The sequence below is a fragment of the Klebsiella sp. Shm-1 genome (assembly GCF_040804525.1).
GTDB lineage: Bacteria > Pseudomonadota > Gammaproteobacteria > Enterobacterales > Enterobacteriaceae > Klebsiella > Klebsiella pneumoniae.
Genome location: NZ_CP161823.1, coordinates 4339631 through 4360086, shown reverse-complemented (window position 1 = coordinate 4360086; position 20456 = coordinate 4339631). Strand labels below are relative to the sequence as shown.

At 54.1% G+C, this 20456-nt stretch carries 18 protein-coding genes; 8 read left to right on the top strand and 10 right to left on the bottom strand.

Features of this window, described 5'->3' with window-relative positions; translation table 11 throughout:
- Positions 1 to 11: 11 nt before the first annotated feature.
- A complete protein-coding gene (locus AB1E37_RS21365) occupies positions 12 to 1322 on the bottom strand; it encodes an MFS transporter (protein WP_032448266.1) in 1311 nt (436 codons plus the stop codon).
- 231 nt (positions 1323 to 1553) lie between these two features.
- On the opposite strand from AB1E37_RS21365, the gene AB1E37_RS21360 reads away from it, so the two are divergent.
- Positions 1554 to 2450: a LysR family transcriptional regulator gene (locus AB1E37_RS21360; RefSeq protein ID WP_002888455.1), complete on the top strand. Its 897-nt coding sequence runs from the start codon at positions 1554 to 1556 to the stop codon at positions 2448 to 2450.
- Between the two features lie 37 nt (positions 2451 to 2487).
- Here AB1E37_RS21360 and aroD read toward each other — a convergent pair whose 3' ends face one another.
- From aroD to leuL, 9 genes are all read right to left on the bottom strand, one after another.
- The gene (gene aroD, locus AB1E37_RS21355) at positions 2488 to 3243 is read right to left on the bottom strand and encodes a type I 3-dehydroquinate dehydratase (RefSeq protein ID WP_004177420.1); all 756 of its coding nucleotides are present in this window, start codon (positions 3241 to 3243) and stop codon (positions 2488 to 2490) included.
- A 30-nt stretch (positions 3244 to 3273) separates the two neighbouring features.
- Positions 3274 to 4488 (bottom strand): MFS transporter, encoded by a 1215-nt coding sequence (locus AB1E37_RS21350; RefSeq protein WP_032448267.1) that lies wholly within the window; start codon positions 4486 to 4488, stop codon positions 3274 to 3276.
- Between the two features lie 10 nt (positions 4489 to 4498).
- Positions 4499 to 5362 carry a shikimate dehydrogenase gene (locus AB1E37_RS21345; protein WP_002888460.1) on the bottom strand — a complete coding sequence of 288 codons (864 nt, stop codon included), beginning with the start codon at positions 5360 to 5362 and terminating at the stop codon, positions 4499 to 4501.
- Between the two features lie 11 nt (positions 5363 to 5373).
- Complete coding sequence (locus AB1E37_RS21340) at positions 5374 to 7407, bottom strand: FAD-dependent oxidoreductase (protein ID WP_004147052.1); 2034 nt, start codon at positions 7405 to 7407, stop codon at positions 5374 to 5376.
- A 395-nt stretch (positions 7408 to 7802) separates the two neighbouring features.
- Positions 7803 to 8408 carry a 3-isopropylmalate dehydratase small subunit gene (gene leuD / locus AB1E37_RS21335; protein ID WP_002888481.1) on the bottom strand — a complete coding sequence of 202 codons (606 nt, stop codon included), beginning with the start codon at positions 8406 to 8408 and terminating at the stop codon, positions 7803 to 7805.
- A gap of 10 nt (positions 8409 to 8418) precedes the next feature.
- Entirely contained in the window at positions 8419 to 9819 is a 1401-nt protein-coding gene (gene leuC, locus AB1E37_RS21330) for a 3-isopropylmalate dehydratase large subunit (RefSeq protein WP_004177417.1), read from the bottom strand.
- A gap of 2 nt (positions 9820 to 9821) precedes the next feature.
- A complete protein-coding gene (gene leuB, locus AB1E37_RS21325; RefSeq protein ID WP_002888487.1) occupies positions 9822 to 10913 on the bottom strand; it encodes a 3-isopropylmalate dehydrogenase in 1092 nt (363 codons plus the stop codon).
- Positions 10913 to 12484 (bottom strand): 2-isopropylmalate synthase, encoded by a 1572-nt coding sequence (leuA, locus tag AB1E37_RS21320; RefSeq protein WP_004178594.1) that lies wholly within the window; start codon positions 12482 to 12484, stop codon positions 10913 to 10915. The genes leuB and leuA overlap by 1 nt, the downstream gene beginning before the upstream one ends.
- Before the next feature lie 95 nt (positions 12485 to 12579).
- Positions 12580 to 12666, bottom strand: coding sequence for a leu operon leader peptide (gene leuL / locus AB1E37_RS21315; RefSeq protein ID WP_004222662.1), 87 nt, complete (start codon positions 12664 to 12666; stop codon positions 12580 to 12582).
- A gap of 613 nt (positions 12667 to 13279) precedes the next feature.
- Between leuL and leuO the strand changes: the two genes are divergently transcribed.
- The 7 genes from leuO to ftsL all read left to right on the top strand — a co-directional run bounded on the left by leuO (position 13280) and on the right by ftsL (position 20451).
- A complete protein-coding gene (gene leuO / locus AB1E37_RS21310) occupies positions 13280 to 14248 on the top strand; it encodes a transcriptional regulator LeuO (protein ID WP_004192013.1) in 969 nt (322 codons plus the stop codon).
- 394 nt (positions 14249 to 14642) lie between these two features.
- Positions 14643 to 16367 (top strand): acetolactate synthase 3 large subunit, encoded by a 1725-nt coding sequence (gene ilvI / locus AB1E37_RS21305; RefSeq protein WP_002888534.1) that lies wholly within the window; start codon positions 14643 to 14645, stop codon positions 16365 to 16367.
- Positions 16368 to 16369: 2 nt separating this feature from the next.
- A complete protein-coding gene (ilvN, locus tag AB1E37_RS21300; RefSeq protein WP_002888536.1) occupies positions 16370 to 16861 on the top strand; it encodes an acetolactate synthase small subunit in 492 nt (163 codons plus the stop codon).
- A gap of 180 nt (positions 16862 to 17041) precedes the next feature.
- Positions 17042 to 18046, top strand: a complete 1005-nt coding sequence (cra, locus tag AB1E37_RS21295) for a catabolite repressor/activator (RefSeq protein WP_004145952.1) — start codon at positions 17042 to 17044, stop codon at positions 18044 to 18046.
- Between the two features lie 640 nt (positions 18047 to 18686).
- The gene (mraZ, locus tag AB1E37_RS21290) at positions 18687 to 19145 is read left to right on the top strand and encodes a division/cell wall cluster transcriptional repressor MraZ (RefSeq protein ID WP_002888541.1); all 459 of its coding nucleotides are present in this window, start codon (positions 18687 to 18689) and stop codon (positions 19143 to 19145) included.
- A 2-nt stretch (positions 19146 to 19147) separates the two neighbouring features.
- Entirely contained in the window at positions 19148 to 20089 is a 942-nt protein-coding gene (gene rsmH, locus AB1E37_RS21285; protein WP_002888547.1) for a 16S rRNA (cytosine(1402)-N(4))-methyltransferase RsmH, read from the top strand.
- The gene (gene ftsL, locus AB1E37_RS21280; protein WP_002888550.1) at positions 20086 to 20451 is read left to right on the top strand and encodes a cell division protein FtsL; all 366 of its coding nucleotides are present in this window, start codon (positions 20086 to 20088) and stop codon (positions 20449 to 20451) included. The genes rsmH and ftsL overlap by 4 nt, the downstream gene beginning before the upstream one ends.
- Positions 20452 to 20456 lie beyond the last annotated feature (5 nt).

The following is a 20456-nucleotide window of genomic DNA, read 5'->3' as shown; positions in this document are numbered from 1 at the left end:
GGCGACCAGGCCTACTTGAGTTCGATACGCTTAATGTCGCCAATGATAAAAATGTAGGCAATCACCCCAATCAGCGCCGTCAGGCCGACGTAGATCAGCGCGTAAAAGAAATTACCCGTGGCGGAAATAATCACACCAATTATCAGTGGTGCGATAATCGAGGCCATATTGGCACAGAAATTAAATATGCCGCCGGTGAGGCCTGCCATATTTTCCGGGGCAATATCCGAAATTAAGGTCCAGCCCAGACCGACCATCCCCTGGCCAAAAAAAGCCACCGACATGATAATAATTACGGTGCTATTGGCGCTTACCCAATTCGCCGCGATAATACAGCTGGACAGCAATAAACCGGAAATTATTGGTAACTTTCGACTGATGTTGACGGAGCCGGTTCGCTTCAACAACCGGTCGGAGATCCAGCCGCCGAAGAGGATGCCAATCGCGGCGGCAAGGAAGGGCCAGGTGGCGAAGAAGCCGACGTGCAGCCATGGAAGATGGCGCTCGTTGGCGAGGTAGCTGGGAAACCACGTCAGGAAAAAGACCAGTGTGGTGTTGCCGGCGAACTGACCCAGGCTGGCGCCGAGGATCTGGCGACAACCCAGCAGGCGTCTGGCGTCACGCCAGTTAAATGGAACGTTCTGGATTTTATTGTTAATGCCGTTTGCGCCGATATACTCCAGCTCCGCTTGATTAGCCGTGCGCGATTCATGCGGTTCATGATAAAAACGCCACCACACTAAAGTAAATAAAATACCTAATCCGCCGGTGAGGAAAAAAAGCGTTCTCCAGCCATGATGTTCGAGAATTAAAAATAACAGCGGCGAGAAAGCGGCCAGTCCTATATATTCACCAACTGTATATGTTGCCGTTGCCCGCGCGCGCTCATGCTGAGGGAACCAGGTGCTGACGATGCGGCTGTTGGCCGGAAAGCAGGGCGCTTCGCTGACGCCGAGTCCCAGGCGCAGAAGCAGCAGGGATTTTAGGCCGAGGGTGAAACTTTGCAGCAGGGTAAACAGTGACCAGAAGAAAATTGACAGGGCATAGGTCAGTTTGTTGCCAAAGCGGTCTAAAAACATCCCGCCGGGGATCTGCGCCAGCGCATAAGTCCAGGCGAAGGCGGAGAAGATGATGTCCATCATCGCCGGATCGATATGGATTTCTTTGCTTAACTGTGGCGCTACAATACCCAGGATGGTACGGTCGAGATAATTGATCATCGTTCCGACGGAAAGTAGCAGCAGAATAACTATCCGTACGCGGCTTCTTTTTTTCGCCCCCGATGTGGAAGTGAGGACTTCCTGAGAGTTTGACATACTCATAGCGAGTTCCTTTAAAGTTTAAAATATTTTTGCATATATTCTAATATGCAAAAATATCTCCAGGAGCTATAGGTAGTATCTATGAATGGCAATGCCTTGTGGCACATTCATGCCCTTCGTCAAATAATATTTGATGTAACGCCGATATTTACCCGTTCATGCGCATTATTGGTGGCTCGCATGGTATATTAGCGTCAGTGCATTTATTCTTATATTATACGGGTAAAAATAATGAACCTAAAGCAACTTTATTATTTTAAACGTCTGTCTGAAACTGAGCATTACACCGAAGCCGCCTCCAGTCTGTGCATCACCCAGCCCTCGCTAAGCCACGCGATATCGGAGCTGGAGAAGGAGTTAGGGGTCGCGCTATTCGCCAGACAGGGGCGGAACGTAAAAATTACCCAAAACGGCAAGCGTTTTTTGCCGTATGTTGAAGATGCGCTGGCCTCGCTGGAGAACGGACGCATGATATTGCAAAAAAATGGCGCTGAGAATAAAGAGAATATTCGCATCGCCTTTATTTACACGATGGGGGAGTATGTTGTTCCACAGTTAATTAATAAATATTCTCTTTCACCTGAATGTCACAATGTGACTTTTTCTTTTACTCAAGGGACATCGCTGACGCTGTTGCAGGAGCTGAAGGCCGGAAAAGTCGATCTGGCGATCTGCTCTTATATTGCCGATGAACCCGATATCGATTTTATTCCGGTGATCCAGCAGGAACTGGTGGTGGTCACGGCAAAGGATCATCCGCTGGCCCGGCTATATGAACATGAAGTCGATCTGGTGGAGACGATTCATTATCCGTATATCTATTTTTCAGAAAATAGCGGCTTACGTCCGTTTATCGATAATGTATTTATGCAGCAAAAGCTGGTGCCGGAGATCGCCTGCTATGTGGATGAGGATACGGCGATGGCCGGGCTGGTGAGTATTGACTACGGGATCGCGATTATGCCGCGCATCACCGCGCTCTCCTATTACAACGTCCATATCCTGAAGATTAAAAACACCATCCCCCCCCGCTATATCTATCTGGCGACCATGAAAGACAAGGGGCTCTCTCCGGCGCTGGAGTCATTTAAAAATGTGGTTATCCACGATAGCCAGAAGATCTGTTAACGGATGGCCCGGATGTGACCTCCGGGCCATCCGGATATCAGGAGAGAATATCCATCACTTCACGCAGCTTAGCGATGGCGATCTGCCCCGGCGCGGAGGCCTGACCAACGGTACCGAAGGTCATCGCCGAACCGAACAAGCGCCCGGTGACCCGGCTAACGCCACCGGATTTGCCCATCGACATGGTGATCAGCGGACGCGTCGCATACTTCTCTTTCATGGTCAGCGTGGCGGCGAGCAAGGTGAGTACGTCCTGCGGCGACTGCGGCATCACCGCGATCTTCGGCAGATCGGCCCCCAGATCCTGCATGCGGCGCAGGCGATAGATAATATCTTCCTGAGCGGGGGTCTTATGGAAATCATGATTACTCATGATCACCTTGACGCCCGCGGCATGCGCATCGTCAACCAGCGCGCGGATCTGCGCTTCATCATTGAACAGTTCGATATCGATAACATCAACCAGTCCACTGCGTGCGGCCTCGCGGTTGAGCGCAAAATAGGCTTCGTCGCTGAGCTCGGTTTCGCCACCTTCTTTCTTACTGCGGAAGGTAAACAGCAGCGGAAGCGCTTTCAGCGCGCCACGGATTTCCGCCAGCGCGGCCATCACCTGGGCCATCTCTCTGACCTGGGCAAAGTGGTCAACGCGCCATTCGATAATATCAGCGCCGGCATCGACCAGGCCATGGGCGTTACCCAGTATCTCATCCAGGGTTTTACCGATCAGCGGTACACAAATGAGGGTTTCCCCTTCCTGAAAGGTGATGTTCTTTACGGTTACTGCATTTGTCATGTAGGTATCCATTATTTTTCGCGTTGTACTTCAGGCGGTGACTGCGGTGCGTGACACTTTTTGCGCCGCCCGAGCCTGCAGTTGACGATAGCCGATGTACAGGGCGATCACAAAGCCGATAACGGCGATCAGAAAATCAAACCACATAATGCTGGCAATACTGATCTGCGAAAGCTTTGCGGTGATCAACGGGATCGTGAAGCTGGCGATACTGCCGGCAGTGTAGAAGATGCCGGTTGCTTTGCCTTTTCCGTTCGGGAAGCTCATCGCCATGATTGTCGCACCCAGCTGCAGCACTCCGCCAGCGGCGGCAAAGCCGATGACAAAAGCAAAGCCGGTCACCATCATCGGCGTCGGGAACAGGCACACCAACAGCAGCGAAATCATCGACAGGCCAGTATAAATAATCATCGCAATGGCCGAGCTAAACACCTCTTTGACGAAGGCGGCAGTTACAAAGACGCAGACCAGCGAGCCGACGGTATAGATGCTAAGCAGTTTAATCGCCGAGGCATAGGGCAGGCCGACGACGAACTGGCCGTACTGCGCCAACCATTGGCTGACCAGATAGAAGGTCGCCATGCCGATATAACCGTACAGGGTGAAGATCACCATATCCAGCTTATTAGCCTGTGGCCGGACGGCTGTTTCCGCCTGTGCCGTAGGGGCTTCCTCTTTTTTCGCTGACTGGCTGTCAGGGAACGGCATTTTAAGCAGATAAATCCCGCTCAGTACAAAGAGCGCTGCCGCAATCACGAACGACCAGCCGAACCACAGATTTGCCCATATCAGGAAGCTGATAATGAACGGCAACAGGAACTGCCCTGCAGAGACGAAGGCTTTGATCAGCACGTTGGCCCGGCTGGCAGAGTGCGGGAAAGATTCCATCAGCGCCGGATAGGTACCGGAGTCGAGGAAGCTGTTCGCCAGGCCCGCCATAATGCCGAACACGTAAGCCAGATAGATATTTTTGGTCAGCAGGATGCCGACGAAAAAGATCAGATAGCTCAGGATCCCAAGATAGATAAAGGGCTTGCGACCGAAGCGATCCGAGAGAAATCCGGTCACGATGGTCGCTAACTTACCAATACCTAACGAAGATATAACGATCGATACGCCGGCTTTGTCTGTTCCCCACTGTTCCTGAAGATGGGCCATGTTGAGGGTGATTAACAGCACCCCCATACCGTGGATCAGGTAGTTGAGATACAGCCCTGCCGCAGTAGGGATGTATTTATTTTTCATCATTCGCCTCTTAGAACAGAATGCTCTTGATGTAATCAACCGGCATCTGTTTGCCCGTCCAGATTTCGAACGCGCGCGCGCCTTGCCACAGCATCATCCCCAGGCCGTTCAGCGTGCGGCAGCCTTTTTTCTCGGCCACTTCCAGCAGGTGGGTTTTGCGCGGGTTGTAGACGACGTCGGAGACGATCAGGTCCGGACGCAGGAAGCTGTCGTCAGGTAGCAGCATCTGGCCTTCGAACGGCTTCATGCCGACCCCGGTGGCATTGGTCAGGATCACGCTGCTGTCAATTTCGGCGCGCAGTTTGTCATGATCGTCGAGATCGAACAGATGGATCTCGCAGTCGGTGTTGTGGCGGATCTTGGCCACGGTTTCTTCTGCGTTGGCGAAGAATTTATCGCGGCGGTTGAAGATGGAGATCGCCTTCACGCCATCCAGTGCTGCCTGGACGCAGAGCGCCGTTGCCGCGCCGCCGGCGCCGAGTACGGTCATCTTCTTGCCGATGATATCGATACCGGCTTCGCTAAGGGCGCGCATGTAGCCGGTGCCATCGGTGATATGTCCGGTCAGTACGCCGTCGTCGTTGACCACGGTATTGACCGCCCCGACCAGCTGTGCCGCCGGCGACAGTTTATCGAGATACTGGCAAATCTCGGTTTTGTTCGGCATAGAGACGTTAAAACCGCGCAGCTTCATCGCCCGGAAGCCCTGCACCACGTCTTTTAGCTCCTGGTTACCGACTTCAAAAGCGAGATAGACGTAGTCCAGCCCGAGATGGGCGAAAGCCTCGTTGTGCATGGTGGGCGACATGCTGTGACGAATCGGGGTGGCGATCAGGCCAATCAGCTCAGTGTGTCCAGTAATACGTTCTGCCATGACAAAAATCCTCAATAAGTTAGAAAGGGAATTCGTTGTGCTTCGCGGCTGCCCAGCGCACCCATGTCTTCCAGTGCATCCAGTACGTTGCGGCCTTCGCGGACGCCATCGATAATGCGTCGCGCCATCACGCTGTCGCCGATGTTCATGATTTTGACGTTATTGGCATTGGCCCAGCGCTCGATCTCGTCGAGACCCGTCCGGTTGGCGCGCATCCCCAGACAGACAAAGCCGTAGTCGAAGGGAATATCGAAGGTTTGCTGTGTATTTTTCACCTGGAAATGGTCGGCAGCGACCGCCATCAGTTGGGTATTCATGTGCTGTTCGACCTGGTGCTCGTCGAGCATGGTCAACATGGCATTTTTGGTAATGATGTCGAGATCGCGGCCGGCGGCGTCCTGCATCTCGATTAGCACCGCCTGTGCGCCGCGAGCGGTAAAGTATTCGATAACGTCAAGGCCAACGGCGCCGGCGCCGACTACGGCGATGCGTTTGCCCTTGATATCGGTAAATTTCGCCAGATTGTCGATCATGCCGGTAATGGAAAAGATCTTGCCGTTCTCGACGTCAATGTTTTCCCGCAAGCCTTCAATGGGCGGCAGCAGCGGCGTTGAGCCGGTGGCGTTGACAATCAGATGCGGACGCAGGGCGGAAACTGAAGCCACGTCGGCCCGCTTGCCGATCTGCAGCATCAGGTTGTCCAGCGAGGCGATACGATTTTTCATAAACTGCGGGAAATCAGCGATGCGTTTTTTCTCCGGCAGGCGGGAGATTTCGCTGGCGAGGCCGCCGACGTGGTTTTTCGCTTCCAGCAGCCAGGTATGGCAACCAACTTCCGCCGCGGTGCAGGCGGCTTCCATCCCGGCGGTGCCGGCGCCGATGACCACCACGTTAGTGTCGCGATTCACGCGCCGCATTTTATAGGCGTCACCGTGAATAATATCCGGGTTAATCGAACAGCGCAGCGGGCGCGAGCGGGCGATGCGATGGTCGGCGCAGCCGATGTTGCAGGAGATACATTTGCGCATCAGACGCTCTTTTCCGCCTTGCACTTTCTGCACCCACTCCGGCTCGGCAATCAGACCGCGGCCAATGGCGATAAGATCGGCATCGCCGCTGGCGAGGATATCTTCGGCTACCTGCGGAGTGCGAATATTGCCGGCGATGACCGTGGGTTTATGGAATTTATCGCGCACCGCGCGGGAGAGATAGCGCTTCCAGCCATCCTCCAGCGACATCTGATCGATTTGCAGATTCAGGTTGTCGTTCTGCGCCGCAGAGACGTTGATGATATCGACCTTCTCCTGGCAGAGCTCAAGAATACGCAGGGAATCTTCGAGGGTATTGCCGCCCTTGAGGAAGTCGTCGGCGCTGATGCGCAGGCTGACCGGAAAACGCGGCCCCACGCAGGCGCGAACCTTATCGACAATCAGACTCAGTATCCGAGTGCGATTTTCGACGCTGCCGCCAAATTCATCAGTGCGCTTATTAAACAGCGGCGATAAAAACTGGCTAATTAAATAGGAGTGACCGGCATGAATTTCGACGCAGTCAAAACCTGCGCGCCGAACGCGCTCCGCGGCGTCACCAAATTTCTCTACCGCATGATAAATTTCCTCATGGGTCATCGGACGCGGAATATTACCGTGCTTCTTCGACGGCGTTGTAGAAGAGGAGAGCGGCGTCTGGCCTTCCAGTCGGTAGGCATAAGCGGAAGCGCCGGCATGATTTAACTGAATGGATACGCAGGCGCCATGTTTATGCAGGGTCTCGGTTAATTTAAACAGCCGTGGAATATATTGATCGTTATCGATGCGCAGTTGGGTGGTGCCGTTGGAGGCGAAGGGGAAATCAATACAAATATTTTCGATGGTGATAAGCCCGGTGCCGCCTTTGGCCCGCAGTTCGTAGTATTCCAGCTGTTCCTGCGACACCTCGCCATTGAGCGTGGCCATATTGGTGCCCATAGGGGGCATAATAATGCGGTTTTTTAACGTCATACCGTTGATGGTCAACGGACTGAAAAGGTGCGGATAGTGGCTCATCTCTTCTCTCCACAGGAGGCCGGGAGGCCGATATGCGGGGCCCAGGCGTGTCCTTAGTTAATATTTCTCTGTGGCAAAAGATAACGAGGGGAAAAATCGAAAAATAATGCTTTTTTTTGTGCATAGCCATAGGGGTTCTCTATGAGATTAACGCTTTCTTCACATTCTTATATTTTTATATTAAACACTCGTGCCTTATTTTTACTTGCAGTGCAGGGAAAATACATAAACAGTGCTGGAGAAGGGGAGGAAAGCGGAATAATTCTTCTTTAGGCGGTAGGGCAGGGTGGCGGTAAGGTCTGACAATCAGCAAATTAAAATTGGTTTTTGTGCGTGAGATCGCAATTTTCTCCGCAATAAAATAAAAAGCCCGATCAAATGACCGGGCCCAAAGGTTAATTCATAAACGCCGGCAGCTTGCGTTCATAGTCGGAGATCGCCGCTTCATGCTGCAGCGTCAGGCCGATGCTATCCAGGCCGTTGAGCATGCAGTGGCGGCGGAAATCGTCGATCTTAAAGCTGTAGGTTTTATCCCCGGCTTTAACCACTTGCGCTTCCAGATCCACTTCAAACGTAATGCCCGGGTTGGCCTGCACCAGCTTGAACAGCTCATCGACCTGCTCGTCGCTCAGGGTCACCGGCAGCAGCTGGTTATTGAAGCTGTTGCCGTAAAAGATATCGGCAAAGCTCGGGGCGATAACGACCTTAAAGCCGTAATCGGTCAGCGCCCACGGCGCGTGCTCGCGCGAGGAGCCGCAGCCGAAGTTTTCCCGCGCCAGCAGTATCGATGCCCCCTGGTACTCAGGAAAATTCAGCACGAACTCCGGGTTCGGCTGTTGACCTTTATCGTCGAGAAAGCGCCAGTCGTTAAACAGATGCGCGCCAAAGCCGGTGCGGGTGACCTTCTGCAAAAATTGCTTAGGGATGATCGCGTCGGTATCGACGTTTGCAGCATCCAGCGGAACCACCAGGCCGGTATGTTGGGTAAATTTCTCTGCCATGATGGTCTCCTTACTTCAGATTACGGATATCGGCGAAATGGCCGGTAACGGCTGCCGCCGCGGCCATTGCCGGGCTCACCAGGTGCGTGCGTCCGCCGCGGCCCTGACGGCCTTCAAAGTTACGGTTGCTGGTTGAGGCACAGCGTTCGCCCGGATTCAGGCGGTCATTATTCATTGCCAGACACATAGAGCAACCAGGTAAGCGCCACTCAAAGCCGGCTTCGATAAAGATCTTATCCAGACCTTCCGCTTCCGCCTGCGCTTTCACCGGACCAGAACCCGGCACCACCAGCGCCTGGACGCCCGGCGCCACTTTACGCCCTTTAGCGATTTCCGCCGCGGCGCGTAAATCTTCGATGCGCGAGTTGGTGCAGGAGCCGATAAACACTTTATCGATAGCGACTTCCGTCAGCGGGATCCCGGATTTCAGCCCCATATAGGCCAGCGCTTTTTCGGCGCTGGCGCGTTCCACCGGATCGCTGAACGACGCTGGATCGGGGATGTTATCCGTCACCGAGATCACCTGGCCCGGGTTGGTGCCCCAGGTCACCTGCGGGGCAATTTCCGCCGCCTGCAGCGTTACCACGGTATCAAACGTCGCGCCGTCGTCGGTTTTCAGGGTTTTCCAGTACGCTACGGCATCGTCAAAATCTTTGCCTTTCGGCGCATGCAGACGGCCGCGTACGTAATTGAAGGTGGTTTCGTCCGGCGCGACCAGGCCCGCTTTGGCGCCCATCTCGATCGCCATGTTGCACAGGGTCATACGCCCTTCCATGCTCAGATCGCGGATCGCTTCGCCGCAGAACTCAACCACATGGCCGGTGCCGCCGGCGCTACCGGTTTTACCAATGATGGCCAGCACGATATCTTTGGCGGTAATGCCCGGCGCCGCTTTGCCCTGGACTTCGATTTTCATGGTCTTCGCGCGGCCCTGTTTCAGGGTCTGGGTCGCCAGCACATGCTCCACTTCGGAGGTGCCGATACCGAACGCCAGCGCACCGAACGCGCCGTGGGTGGCGGTATGGGAGTCACCGCACACGATCGTCATCCCCGGCAGGGTAACCCCTTGTTCCGGGCCCATGACGTGGACGATGCCCTGATACGGGTGGTTCAGGTCGTACAGTTCAACGCCGAACTCTTTACAGTTCTTAATCAGCTCCTGCATCTGAATGCGGGCCATCTCACCGGACGCGTTAATGTCTTTGGTCTGCGTCGAGACGTTATGATCCATGGTAGCGAAGGTTTTACCCGGCTGGCGCACCTGGCGGCCATGGGCGCGCAGACCGTCAAACGCCTGCGGAGAGGTGACTTCGTGCACCAGATGGCGGTCGATATACAGCAGCGGGGTTTCGTTCTGCGCCTCATACACTACGTGCGCATCAAATAATTTTTCGTATAACGTCTTCGCCATGATTACACCCCTTCTGCGACATAGCGGGCAATAATATCGCCCATTTCATCAGTGCTGACCGCCGCCGTGCCGCGCGCTAAGTCGCCGGTTCGAACCCCTTCTTCTAAGGCGCGGTTGATCGCGTTTTCAATGGCGGTCGCCGCTTCGTCAGCGTCGAGGCTGTAGCGCAGCAGCAGAGCCAGGGAGAGGATCTGCGCGATCGGGTTGGCGATATTTTTGCCGGCGATATCCGGTGCGGAACCGCCCGCCGGCTCGTACAGGCCAAAACCTTGTTCATTGAGGCTGGCGGACGGCAGCATACCCATCGAGCCGGTGATCATCGCGCACTCGTCGGAGAGGATGTCGCCAAACAGGTTGGAGCACAGCAGCACGTCGAACTGGGACGGATCTTTAATCAGCTGCATGGTGGCGTTATCGATATACATATGCGCCAGCTCAACGTCCGGATACTCCTTGCCGATCTCGCTGACGATTTCGCGCCACAGGATGGAGGACTGCAGAACGTTGGCCTTATCGATGGAAGTCACTTTGTGACGACGCTTGCGGGCGGATTCAAAAGCGATGCGCGCGATACGCTCGATCTCAAAGCGGTGATACACCTCGGTATCAAAGGCTTTCTCATGCTGACCGCTGCCTTCGCGGCCTTTCGGCTGGCCGAAGTAGATGCCGCCGGTCAGTTCGCGTACGCAGAGAATGTCGAAGCCGTTAGCAGCGATGTCGGCGCGCAGCGGGCAGAACTCTTCCAGCCCCTGATACAGTTTGGCCGGGCGCAGGTTGCTGAACAGTTTAAAGTGTTTACGCAGCGGCAGCAGCGCGCCACGCTCTGGTTGTTCCGCCGGCGGCAGGTGCTCCCATTTCGGACCGCCGACGGAGCCGAACAGGATCGCATCCGCCTGCTCGCATCCGGCGACGGTCGCCTGCGGCAGGGGAGTTCCCTGACGGTCGATGGCCGCCCCGCCAACGTCATACTGGCTGGTGGTAATGTGCATGGCAAAACGTTGGCGCACGGCTTCCAGTACTTTCATCGCCTGGTTCATCACTTCCGGGCCAATGCCATCACCCGGCAAAACGGCAATATGGTAATTCTTCGACATTACACGGTTTCCTTATTGTTCTCTTTATTCTGAGCTTTGCGTTGCAATTCTTTTTCGACTTCGGCGGCGCGCCAGATGTTGTTCAGCACGTGAACCATCGCTTTGGCTGACGACTCTACGATATCCGTTGCCAGACCAACGCCATGGAAGCGGCGGCCATTGTAGTCAACGACGATATCCACCTGGCCCAGGGCGTCTTTGCCGTGGCCTTTCGCGCTTAAGCCATACTTCACTAATTCAATGTTGTAGTCGGTGACGCGATTAATCGCCTGGTAGATAGCATCGACCGGACCGTTGCCGTTGGCGGCTTCGGTTTTGATCTCATCCCCGCAGACCAGTTTGATCGAGGCGGTGGCGATATCGCTGGATCCGGATTGGACGTTGAAGTAATCCAGGCGGAAATGCTCTGGCTCTTCCTGCTGCTTGTTGATAAAGGCCAGCGCTTCCAGATCGTAATCGAAGACCTGGCCTTTTTTGTCCGCCAGCTTCAGGAATGCGTCGTACAGATGATCCAGGTTGTAATCGCTCTCCTGGTAGCCCATCTCTTCCATCCGGTGTTTCACCGCCGCGCGGCCGGAGCGGGAAGTCAGGTTCAGTTGCACCTGGTTCAGGCCGATAGATTCCGGGGTCATGATCTCGTAGTTTTCGCGGTTCTTCAGCACGCCGTCCTGGTGAATGCCGGAGGAGTGGGCGAAGGCGCCGGTGCCGACGATGGCCTTGTTCGCCGGGATCGGCATATTGCAGATCTGGCTGACGGTCTGGCTGGTGCGCCAGATTTCATGATGATTAATGTTGGTGTGCACGTTCATGATGTCTTTGCGCACTTTGATCGCCATGATCACTTCTTCCAGCGCGCAGTTGCCGGCGCGTTCGCCGATACCGTTCATCGCACCTTCTACCTGGCGCGCACCGGCGTGGACCGCGGCGAGGGCGTTACCGACAGCGATGCCCAGATCATCATGGGTGTGGACGGAAATAATTGCTTTGTCGATATTCGGCACGCGATCATACAGGCCGCTGATGATGTTGGCATATTCGAACGGCATGGTATAGCCGACGGTATCCGGGATATTAATGGTGGTGGCGCCGGCGTTGATCGCCGCTTCCACGACGCGAGCCAGATCGGCAATCGGCGTACGGCCGGCGTCTTCACAGGAGAACTCAACGTCGTCAGTGTAGTTGCGTGCCCGCTTCACCATATAGATCGCGCGCTCAATAACCTCATCCAGCGTACTGCGCAGTTTGGTGGCGATATGCATCGGCGAGGTGGCAATAAAGGTATGAATACGGAAAGCCTCGGCCACTTTTAACGATTCCGCCGCCACGTCGATATCTTTCTCAACGCAGCGCGCCAGAGCGCACACGCGGCTGTTTTTAATGGTGCGTGCGATGGTTTGCACCGATTCAAAATCGCCCGGCGAGGATACCGGGAAACCGACTTCCATTACGTCGACCCCCATTCGCTCAAGGGCCAGTGCGATCTGCAGCTTCTCTTTGACACTCAGGCTTGCCTGTAACGCTTGTTCGCCATCACGTAAGGTCGTATCGAAAATAATGACTTGCTGGCTCATGGTTTGGATCCTTAGTCTGTGTCCTGGCGCCTTGTTGACGAGCATAAAAAAACCCGCGCCAAGGCGCGGGTTTTATAGTCTTGCTGGAAGATGACTTAACGCTGAACGTCGCCCAACAGCCTACCGCGCAAATGGCATGCGTTTAGTAGTAGTAGGCTGGTGATACGAGCGGTGCGAATCATTGCGTCAAACTCCAGATGAAATCGTTATGCTTTTAGAGTTACTGGATAGCCGTTTTAAAGTCAACCCCTGGCATGGAAAAAGCGTTTTGGGCTGACTAAATGAATTAGCAAAATGTGCTGATGTAAGCCCCATTTTGCCGAAGATCCTATTTTGGACCGAAGGCGGTTTATCCCCAATTGTTTCATTTGAAAAAGTGCTTTGCATTCAAGGCATCGTCGAACAGGTGTCGCCAATGAAGGGACAAAAAACGGTATCTGGATGAAAATATTAAATTTATTTTTCCTGTGAATGTATTCGAACGCTAGCGGATTATTTTTCAATGATAAGGATTTGTTAATTTTATGGAGGGAAAAATAAAATACTTTATTATTGCTTAAGTTACAGTTAACTCGTGGTGCTGTTTTTATTTTTATGGATTATGGTTACACTTATCATCATTAAGTAATCAGTATGGTTTGAGCGGCTCAATTTTTTGATCAGGACCGTTTCTTCACTGCCACTCATAGCCTTGATATATTCCTAAAAATTTCTTTTGCTATTTTGTAAATGTCATTTGCATGGTAAATGATATTTTCGGCGCTAATTATAGCGGTTTAGTGAAGGGAATTCATCGTGACGGCGGAATTAGATATGTTAATTGAAACTCCAGAATATAAATCAGCCCCCGGACAGGAAGTCGTTAAACCTCAACTACGGATGGTTGATCTCAATCTGCTTACCGTTTTTGATGCGGTTATGCAAGAGCAGAATATTACTCGTGCCGCCCATACGCTCGGCATGTCACAACCCGCGGTGAGCAATGCGGTTTCACGACTGAAAGTGATGTTTAATGACGAGCTTTTTGTGCGCTATGGCCGCGGTATTCAGCCGACGGCGCGCGCCTATCAGCTGTTTGGCTCGGTACGCCAGGCGCTGCAGCTGGTCCAAAACGAATTGCCAGGCTCCGGTTTTGAACCGCTGAGCAGTGAGCGCGTGTTCCATCTGTGCGTCTGCAGCCCGCTGGATAACATCCTGACGTCGGTTATTTTTAATAAAGTTGCAGAGATAGCACCTAATATTCATTTAGTCTTTAAGTCTGCGCTGAATCAAAATACGGAACATCAGCTACGTTATCAGGAAACAGAATTCGTAATCGGTTATGAAGAGTTCCGTCGCCCTGAGTTTGCCTGCGTTCCGTTATTTAAAGACGAAATGGTCCTGGTCGCCAGTCGCAACCATCCGCGTATTTCCGGGCCGATGATGGAGGCGGATATTTATCGCGAGGAGCATGCCGCCGTTGCTCTCGACCGGTATGCCTCATTTAGTTTGCCGTGGTATGACACGGCCGATAAACAAGCGCGTATCGCCTATCAGGGTAATGCGATGGTCAGCGTATTAAACGTAGTATCGCAAACCCAGATGGTGGCCATTGCCCCGCGCTGGCTGGCAGATGAATTTGCTGACAAGCTTGCCCTGCAAATATTACCTTTGCCGTTGAAGGTCAACAGTCGGACCTGCTATCTCTCCTGGCACGAAGCCGCTGGTCGTGATAAAGGCCACCAGTGGATGGAAGAGCTGCTGGTGGACATTTGCAAGCGCTGACCCGACGACGATAGATAGCAAAGGAGCTTCGGCTCCTTTTTTTATATGACATAAATCAAATAAAGCAGAATTTTATTCTGTTTACCTTGCGCGAGGAGTTCGTTGTGTTCGTGAAAAATGGATCTATTCCTGTTATCACCCTTTTTCGCCGAGTATTTACCATTCTCTTTTCTTATCTCTGAAGCAATTCACCATATTTTCCCCTCACCGCTTTCTTTTCTTCTTATTCAAGAAATAAGGCCTCAGCTGCGGCGAATTGCCTGCCTGCTGGCGAGCAGTTATGGTAGTGGCATGCAGTACATTCACCTCAATGCGGAGGACCACTCCTTCGCATCGTGCGAGCGCGCGGAAATTGAGTTCCGCTGTCGTAAAACAATAAGCCTGGAGGCAAACCATGGAGATGTTGTCAGGAGCCGAGATGGTCGTCCAATCGCTTGTCGATCAGGGCGTCAAGCAAGTATTCGGCTATCCCGGAGGCGCAGTCCTCGATATCTATGATGCGTTACATACCCTTGGCGGTATCGATCATGTGCTGGTTCGTCACGAGCAGGCGGCGGTGCATATGGCGGATGGCCTGGCGCGGGCGACCGGGGAGGTCGGCGTGGTGCTGGTGACCTCTGGGCCTGGGGCGACGAACGCCATCACTGGCATTGCGACAGCCTATATGGACTCTATTCCGTTGGTGATCCTCTCGGGGCAGGTAGCCACCTCGCTTATCGGCTACGATGCCTTCCAGGAGTGCGACATGGTGGGGATTTCCCGTCCGGTGGTGAAGCACAGTTTCCTGGTGAAGCAGACCGAAGATATTCCCGGCGTGCTGAAGAAAGCCTTCTGGCTGGCGGCCAGCGGTCGCCCCGGTCCGGTAGTGGTCGATCTGCCGAAGGATATTCTCAATCCGGCGAAGAAGCTGCCTTACGTCTGGCCGGACGCAGTGAGCATGCGCTCGTATAACCCAACCACCAGTGGCCATAAAGGGCAGATTAAACGCGCCCTGCAGACCCTGGTGGCCGCAAGTAAGCCGGTCGTCTACGTCGGCGGCGGGGCGATCAATGCGCATTGCGAACCTCAGCTGCGCGAGCTGGTGGAAAAACTGAAGCTGCCGGTGGCCTCATCCTTGATGGGACTTGGCGCTTTCCCGGCGACACACTCGCAGGCGCTGGGGATGCTGGGGATGCACGGCACCTATGAAGCCAACATGACCATGCACCACTCGGACGTGATTTTTGCCGTCGGCGTTCGCTTTGACGACCGGACCACCAATAACCTGGCCAAGTATTGTCCGAACGCGACGGTACTGCATATTGATATCGATCCGACTTCAATCTCGAAAACCGTGCCGGCAGATGTGCCGATCGTCGGCGATGCCCGGCTGGTGCTGGAGCAGATGCTGGAGCTGCTGGAGCAGGAGGAAGCGCAGCAGCCGCTGGACGACATTCGCGACTGGTGGCAACAGATCGAGCAGTGGCGTGCCCGTCATTGTCTGCGCTACGACGACCAGAGCGATAAAATCAAACCGCAGGCGGTAATTGAAACTATCTGGCGGCTGACCCAGGGCGATGCCTACGTCACTTCCGATGTGGGTCAGCATCAGATGTTCGCCGCCCTGTATTACCCCTTCGATAAACCGCGGCGCTGGATTAACTCCGGTGGTCTCGGCACCATGGGCTTTGGCCTACCGGCTGCGCTGGGGGTCAAAATGGCTCTGCCGGACGAAATGGTGGTCTGCGTGACCGGTGACGGCAGTATCCAGATGAACATTCAGGAACTCTCCACTGCGCTGCAGTATGAGCTGCCGGTCCTGGTGCTTAACCTCAACAACCGCTATCTCGGGATGGTGAAGCAGTGGCAGGATATGCTCTATTCCGGGCGTCACTCGCAGTCCTATATGGAATCGCTACCGGACTTTGTCCGTCTGGCGGAAGCCTATGGCCACGTCGGGATCCGCATCAGCGAGCCGCAGGAGCTGGAGACGAAGCTTGCTGAAGCTCTGGAGCAGGTGCGCCAGCGTCGGCTGGTGTTTGTCGATGTGACCGTCGACGGCAGTGAGCATGTGTACCCCATGCAGATCCGCGGCGGCGGCATGGATGAAATGTGGTTGAGCAAAACGGAGAGGACCTGATTATGCGCCGGATATTATCGGTATTACTGGAAAACGAATCGGGTGCATTGTCCCGCGTTATCGGCCTCTTTTCCCAGCGTGGCTATAATATAGAAAGCCTGACTGTCGCGCCGACGGACGATCCCACTCTCTCCAGAATGACCATTCAGACCGTGGGCGATGAAAAAGCGATTGAGCAGATTGAAAAGCAACTGCACAAGCTGGTGGATGTCCTGCGGGTCAGCGAGCTGGGGCAGGGGGCTCATGTTGAACGCGAAATTATGCTGGTGAAGGTTCAGGCCAGCGGCTATGGCCGTGAAGAAGTGAAGCGCAACACCGAAATCTTCCGCGGACAGATTATCGACGTGACGCCTTCTATCTATACCGTCCAGCTCGCCGGCACCAGCGATAAGCTGGATGCATTTCTGGCCTCGCTGCGCGATGTCGCTCGGATTGTGGAAGTGGCTCGCTCCGGCGTGGTCGGCCTGTCTCGCGGTGATAAAATCATGCGCTAAGGATCGGGAACTGCTGTAAAAATAGCCCGGCAGAGACTGTCGGGCTTTTTTTTTGCGAAATCAGTAGGAACTGTAAGCGAAAGCGGTTGCTGCGCTAACTATTCTGCGCTTAGATGTTATAAAAAGGATTCCATACCTGAATAATGGTTATGTTTGGCACTTCTTACCCAAGGGGCAATTGTGAAACTGGATGAAATCGCCCGGCTGGCCGGTGTTTCAAGAACCACCGCGAGCTATGTGATTAATGGCAAAGCGAAGCAGTACCGCGTAAGCGATAAAACGGTCGAAAAAGTGATGGCTGTGGTGCGAGAGCACAACTATCACCCAAATGCGGTCGCTGCTGGCCTGCGTGCAGGACGCACACGCTCTATCGGTCTGGTGATCCCGGATCTGGAAAACACCAGCTATACCCGGATTGCAAATTATCTCGAACGTCAGGCGCGTCAGCGCGGCTATCAGCTGCTGATTGCCTGCTCGGAGGATCAGCCCGATAACGAGATGCGCTGCATCGAGCATCTGCTGCAGCGCCAGGTGGACGCTATCATTGTCTCTACTTCGCTGCCGCCGGAGCATCCTTTTTATCAGCGCTGGGCTAACGACCCGTTTCCGATTGTCGCCCTCGACCGCGCCCTCGATCGCGAGCACTTCACCAGCGTGGTTGGCGCTGACCAGGATGACGCCGAGATGCTCGCAGCTGAGCTGCGGACGTTTCCTGGCGAAACGGTGCTCTATCTCGGCGCGCTGCCGGAGCTGTCGGTGAGCTTCCTGCGTGAACAGGGCTTCCGTAAAGCCTGGCAGGACGATCCGCGTGAGGTGCATTATCTCTATGCCAACAGCTATGAGCGCGAAGCGGCGGCCCAGCTGTTTGAGAAATGGCTTGAAACCCATCCGATGCCACAGGCGCTGTTTACCACCTCTTTCCCGCTGCTGCAGGGCGTAATGGATGTGACCTTGCGTCGCGAGGGTAAACTGCCCTCCGAGCTGGCGATCGCCACCTTCGGTGATAATGAGCTGCTCGATTTTCTGCAGTGTCCGGTACTGGCCGTGGCCCAGCGTCATCGCGATGTCGCTGAGCGGGTGCTGGAGATCGTCCTCGCCAGCCTCGACGAACCTCGCAAGCCGAAGCCGGGTCTTAGCCGTATTCGCCGTAATCTCTATCGTCGCGGTAGCCTGAATCGCCGCTAAGGGCGCCATATCGCCAGCGCCCAAGTATAAACCTGGCAGGCCTGACCGTAAGCAGGCCGCTGGCGATAAATCAGGCAATTGACGTGCAAAATGCAAAACTGAATATATTTCAGACAAATCCCTAAACTTCTTTACTCGTTATTTTATTTTATTCACTGACCATCGTTTTGTGACTCCAAATGGGGTACAAAAAATGACTGCGCGGACTTTAATTGTATTATTTTGTTACATTCATCAGGTTAATTGCTGAATTAACACTCATTTTGTACGCGCCACGCTTTCTTCCCCGTCATATCCCGCGCCTGGCCAGTCCCTCTGCCAGCAACAGGTACTGTTAACGGCCGGCATAATGGCCTAAAATGCCGCTCGCGTCGCAAACTGACACTTTATATTTTCCCGCCGAAGATATTCTGTTGTTTATAACTGTTACGAGTTTGTTGGTTATTTTCTTACACGTATTCATAACGTTAATTTGCCTCGCCTGTTGATGATTTTTTCATCAGGGCTAATGTCGGCTGTAAATAATGGGTTTTTGAGCTCCGTTGGCATCCGTGCTGGCTTGACAAGCTTTTCCTCCGCTCCGTAAACTCCTTCTGGTGGGAATTTGTGGGGTAAAGTGGCGAAAAGGGGTGAGGCTGGCATGTTCCGTGGAGCAACGTTAGTCAATCTCGACAGCAAAGGCCGCCTGGCCGTGCCAACGCGCTATCGCGAAGGGCTGATCGAGGACGCTGCCGGTCAATTGGTATGCACCATTGACATTCATCACCCGTGCCTGCTGCTTTATCCATTGCCTGAATGGGAAGTCATCGAGCAGAAATTGTCGCGTTTATCGAGCATGAATCCCGTTGAGCGGCGCGTACAGCGTTTGCTTTTGGGTCATGCCAGCGAATGTCAGATGGATAATGCCGGCCGCTTGCTGATTGCGCCGGTGTTACGGCAGCATGCCGGGCTGACAAAAGAAGTGATGCTGGTCGGGCAGTTTAATAAATTTGAACTGTGGGATGAAACGACCTGGTATCAACGGGTCAAGGAAGATATCGACGCTGAGCAGTCCGCGACCGGTGAACTGTCGGAGCGCCTGCAGGATTTGTCCTTATAAAAATGATGGAAAATTATAAACATACTACGGTACTTCTGGATGAAGCCGTCAACGGCCTCAATATTCGTCCAGACGGTATCTATATTGATGGTACTTTTGGCCGCGGCGGTCACTCGCGCCTGATCCTCTCCCGGCTGGGTGCGGAAGGACGCTTGCTGGCTATCGATCGCGACCCGCAGGCGATTGCCGTCGCGCAAACCATCGATGACCCCCGCTTTTCCATCGTACATGGTCCCTTTTCACAACTCGCTGAGTACGTCGGCGAGCGCAATCTTACCGGTAAGATCGACGGCATTCTGCTCGATCTCGGCGTCTCTTCCCCGCAGCTTGACGATGCGGAACGCGGCTTTTCCTTTATGCGTGACGGGCCGCTGGATATGCGCATGGATCCGACGCGCGGTCAGTCCGCGGCCGAATGGCTGCAGACGGCTGAAGAAGACGATATCGCCTGGGTGATTAAAACCTTTGGCGAAGAGCGTTTCGGCAAACGTATCGCCCGCGCGATCGTCGAACGTAATCGCATTCAGCCGATGACCCGCACCAAAGAGCTGGCGGAAGTCATCGCCGCGGCGATGCCGGTAAAAGATAAGCACAAACATCCCGCGACCCGTACCTTCCAGGCGGTGCGCATATGGGTAAACAGTGAACTGGAGGAGATAGAGCAGGCGCTAAAAAGCTCGCTCAGCGTGCTGGCCCCGGGTGGGCGGCTGTCGATCATTAGTTTTCATTCGCTGGAAGATCGCATTGTGAAGCGCTTTATGCGTGAGCAAAGCCGCGGTCCGCAGGTTCCGGCGGGAATACCGATGACCGAAGCGCAGCTCAAAAAACTGGGCGGCCGTGAGTTGCGAGCACTAGGCAAGTTGATGCCGGGCGAAGAAGAGGTGGCAGAGAATCCACGCGCCCGTAGTTCAGTGCTGCGTATCGCAGAGAGGACGAACGCATGATCGGCAGAGTGACAGAGGCCTTAAGCAAGGTTAAAGGGTCGATTGGAAGCAACGAGCGCCATGCTTTGCCTGGCGTGATCGGGGACGACCTTCTGCGGTTTGGGAAACTGCCACTCTGCCTGTTCATTTGCATCATTATTACGGCGATTACCGTGGTCACCACTGCGCATCACACGCGCCTGTTGACCGCGCAGCGTGAACAGCTGGTTCTGGAGCGCGACGCCCTGGATATTGAGTGGCGCAACCTGATCCTCGAAGAGAACGCGCTCGGCGATCACAGTCGGGTTGAGCGGATCGCGACCGAGAAGTTACAGATGCAACACGTCGATCCATCACAAGAAAATATCGTTGTACAGAAATAAGGATT

Bases quoted from the DNA above. Each gene is read 5' to 3' on its own strand.
- AB1E37_RS21365 (WP_032448266.1), bottom strand. From the start codon at position 1,322: ATGAGTATGTCAAACTCTCAGGAAGTCCTCACTTCCACATCGGGGGCG.
- AB1E37_RS21360 (WP_002888455.1), top strand. From the start codon at position 1,554: ATGAACCTAAAGCAACTTTATTATTTTAAACGTCTGTCTGAAACTGAG.
- aroD (WP_004177420.1), bottom strand. From the start codon at position 3,243: ATGACAAATGCAGTAACCGTAAAGAACATCACCTTTCAGGAAGGGGAA.
- AB1E37_RS21350 (WP_032448267.1), bottom strand. From the start codon at position 4,488: ATGAAAAATAAATACATCCCTACTGCGGCAGGGCTGTATCTCAACTAC.
- AB1E37_RS21345 (WP_002888460.1), bottom strand. From the start codon at position 5,362: ATGGCAGAACGTATTACTGGACACACTGAGCTGATTGGCCTGATCGCC.
- AB1E37_RS21340 (WP_004147052.1), bottom strand. From the start codon at position 7,407: ATGAGCCACTATCCGCACCTTTTCAGTCCGTTGACCATCAACGGTATG.
- leuD (WP_002888481.1), bottom strand. From the start codon at position 8,408: ATGGCAGAGAAATTTACCCAACATACCGGCCTGGTGGTTCCGCTGGAT.
- leuC (WP_004177417.1), bottom strand. From the start codon at position 9,819: ATGGCGAAGACGTTATACGAAAAATTATTTGATGCGCACGTAGTGTAT.
- leuB (WP_002888487.1), bottom strand. From the start codon at position 10,913: ATGTCGAAGAATTACCATATTGCCGTTTTGCCGGGTGATGGCATTGGC.
- leuA (WP_004178594.1), bottom strand. From the start codon at position 12,484: ATGAGCCAGCAAGTCATTATTTTCGATACGACCTTACGTGATGGCGAA.
- leuL (WP_004222662.1), bottom strand. From the start codon at position 12,666: ATGATTCGCACCGCTCGTATCACCAGCCTACTACTACTAAACGCATGC.
- ilvI (WP_002888534.1), top strand. From the start codon at position 14,643: ATGGAGATGTTGTCAGGAGCCGAGATGGTCGTCCAATCGCTTGTCGAT.
- ilvN (WP_002888536.1), top strand. From the start codon at position 16,370: ATGCGCCGGATATTATCGGTATTACTGGAAAACGAATCGGGTGCATTG.
- mraZ (WP_002888541.1), top strand. From the start codon at position 18,687: ATGTTCCGTGGAGCAACGTTAGTCAATCTCGACAGCAAAGGCCGCCTG.
- rsmH (WP_002888547.1), top strand. From the start codon at position 19,148: ATGATGGAAAATTATAAACATACTACGGTACTTCTGGATGAAGCCGTC.
- ftsL (WP_002888550.1), top strand. From the start codon at position 20,086: ATGATCGGCAGAGTGACAGAGGCCTTAAGCAAGGTTAAAGGGTCGATT.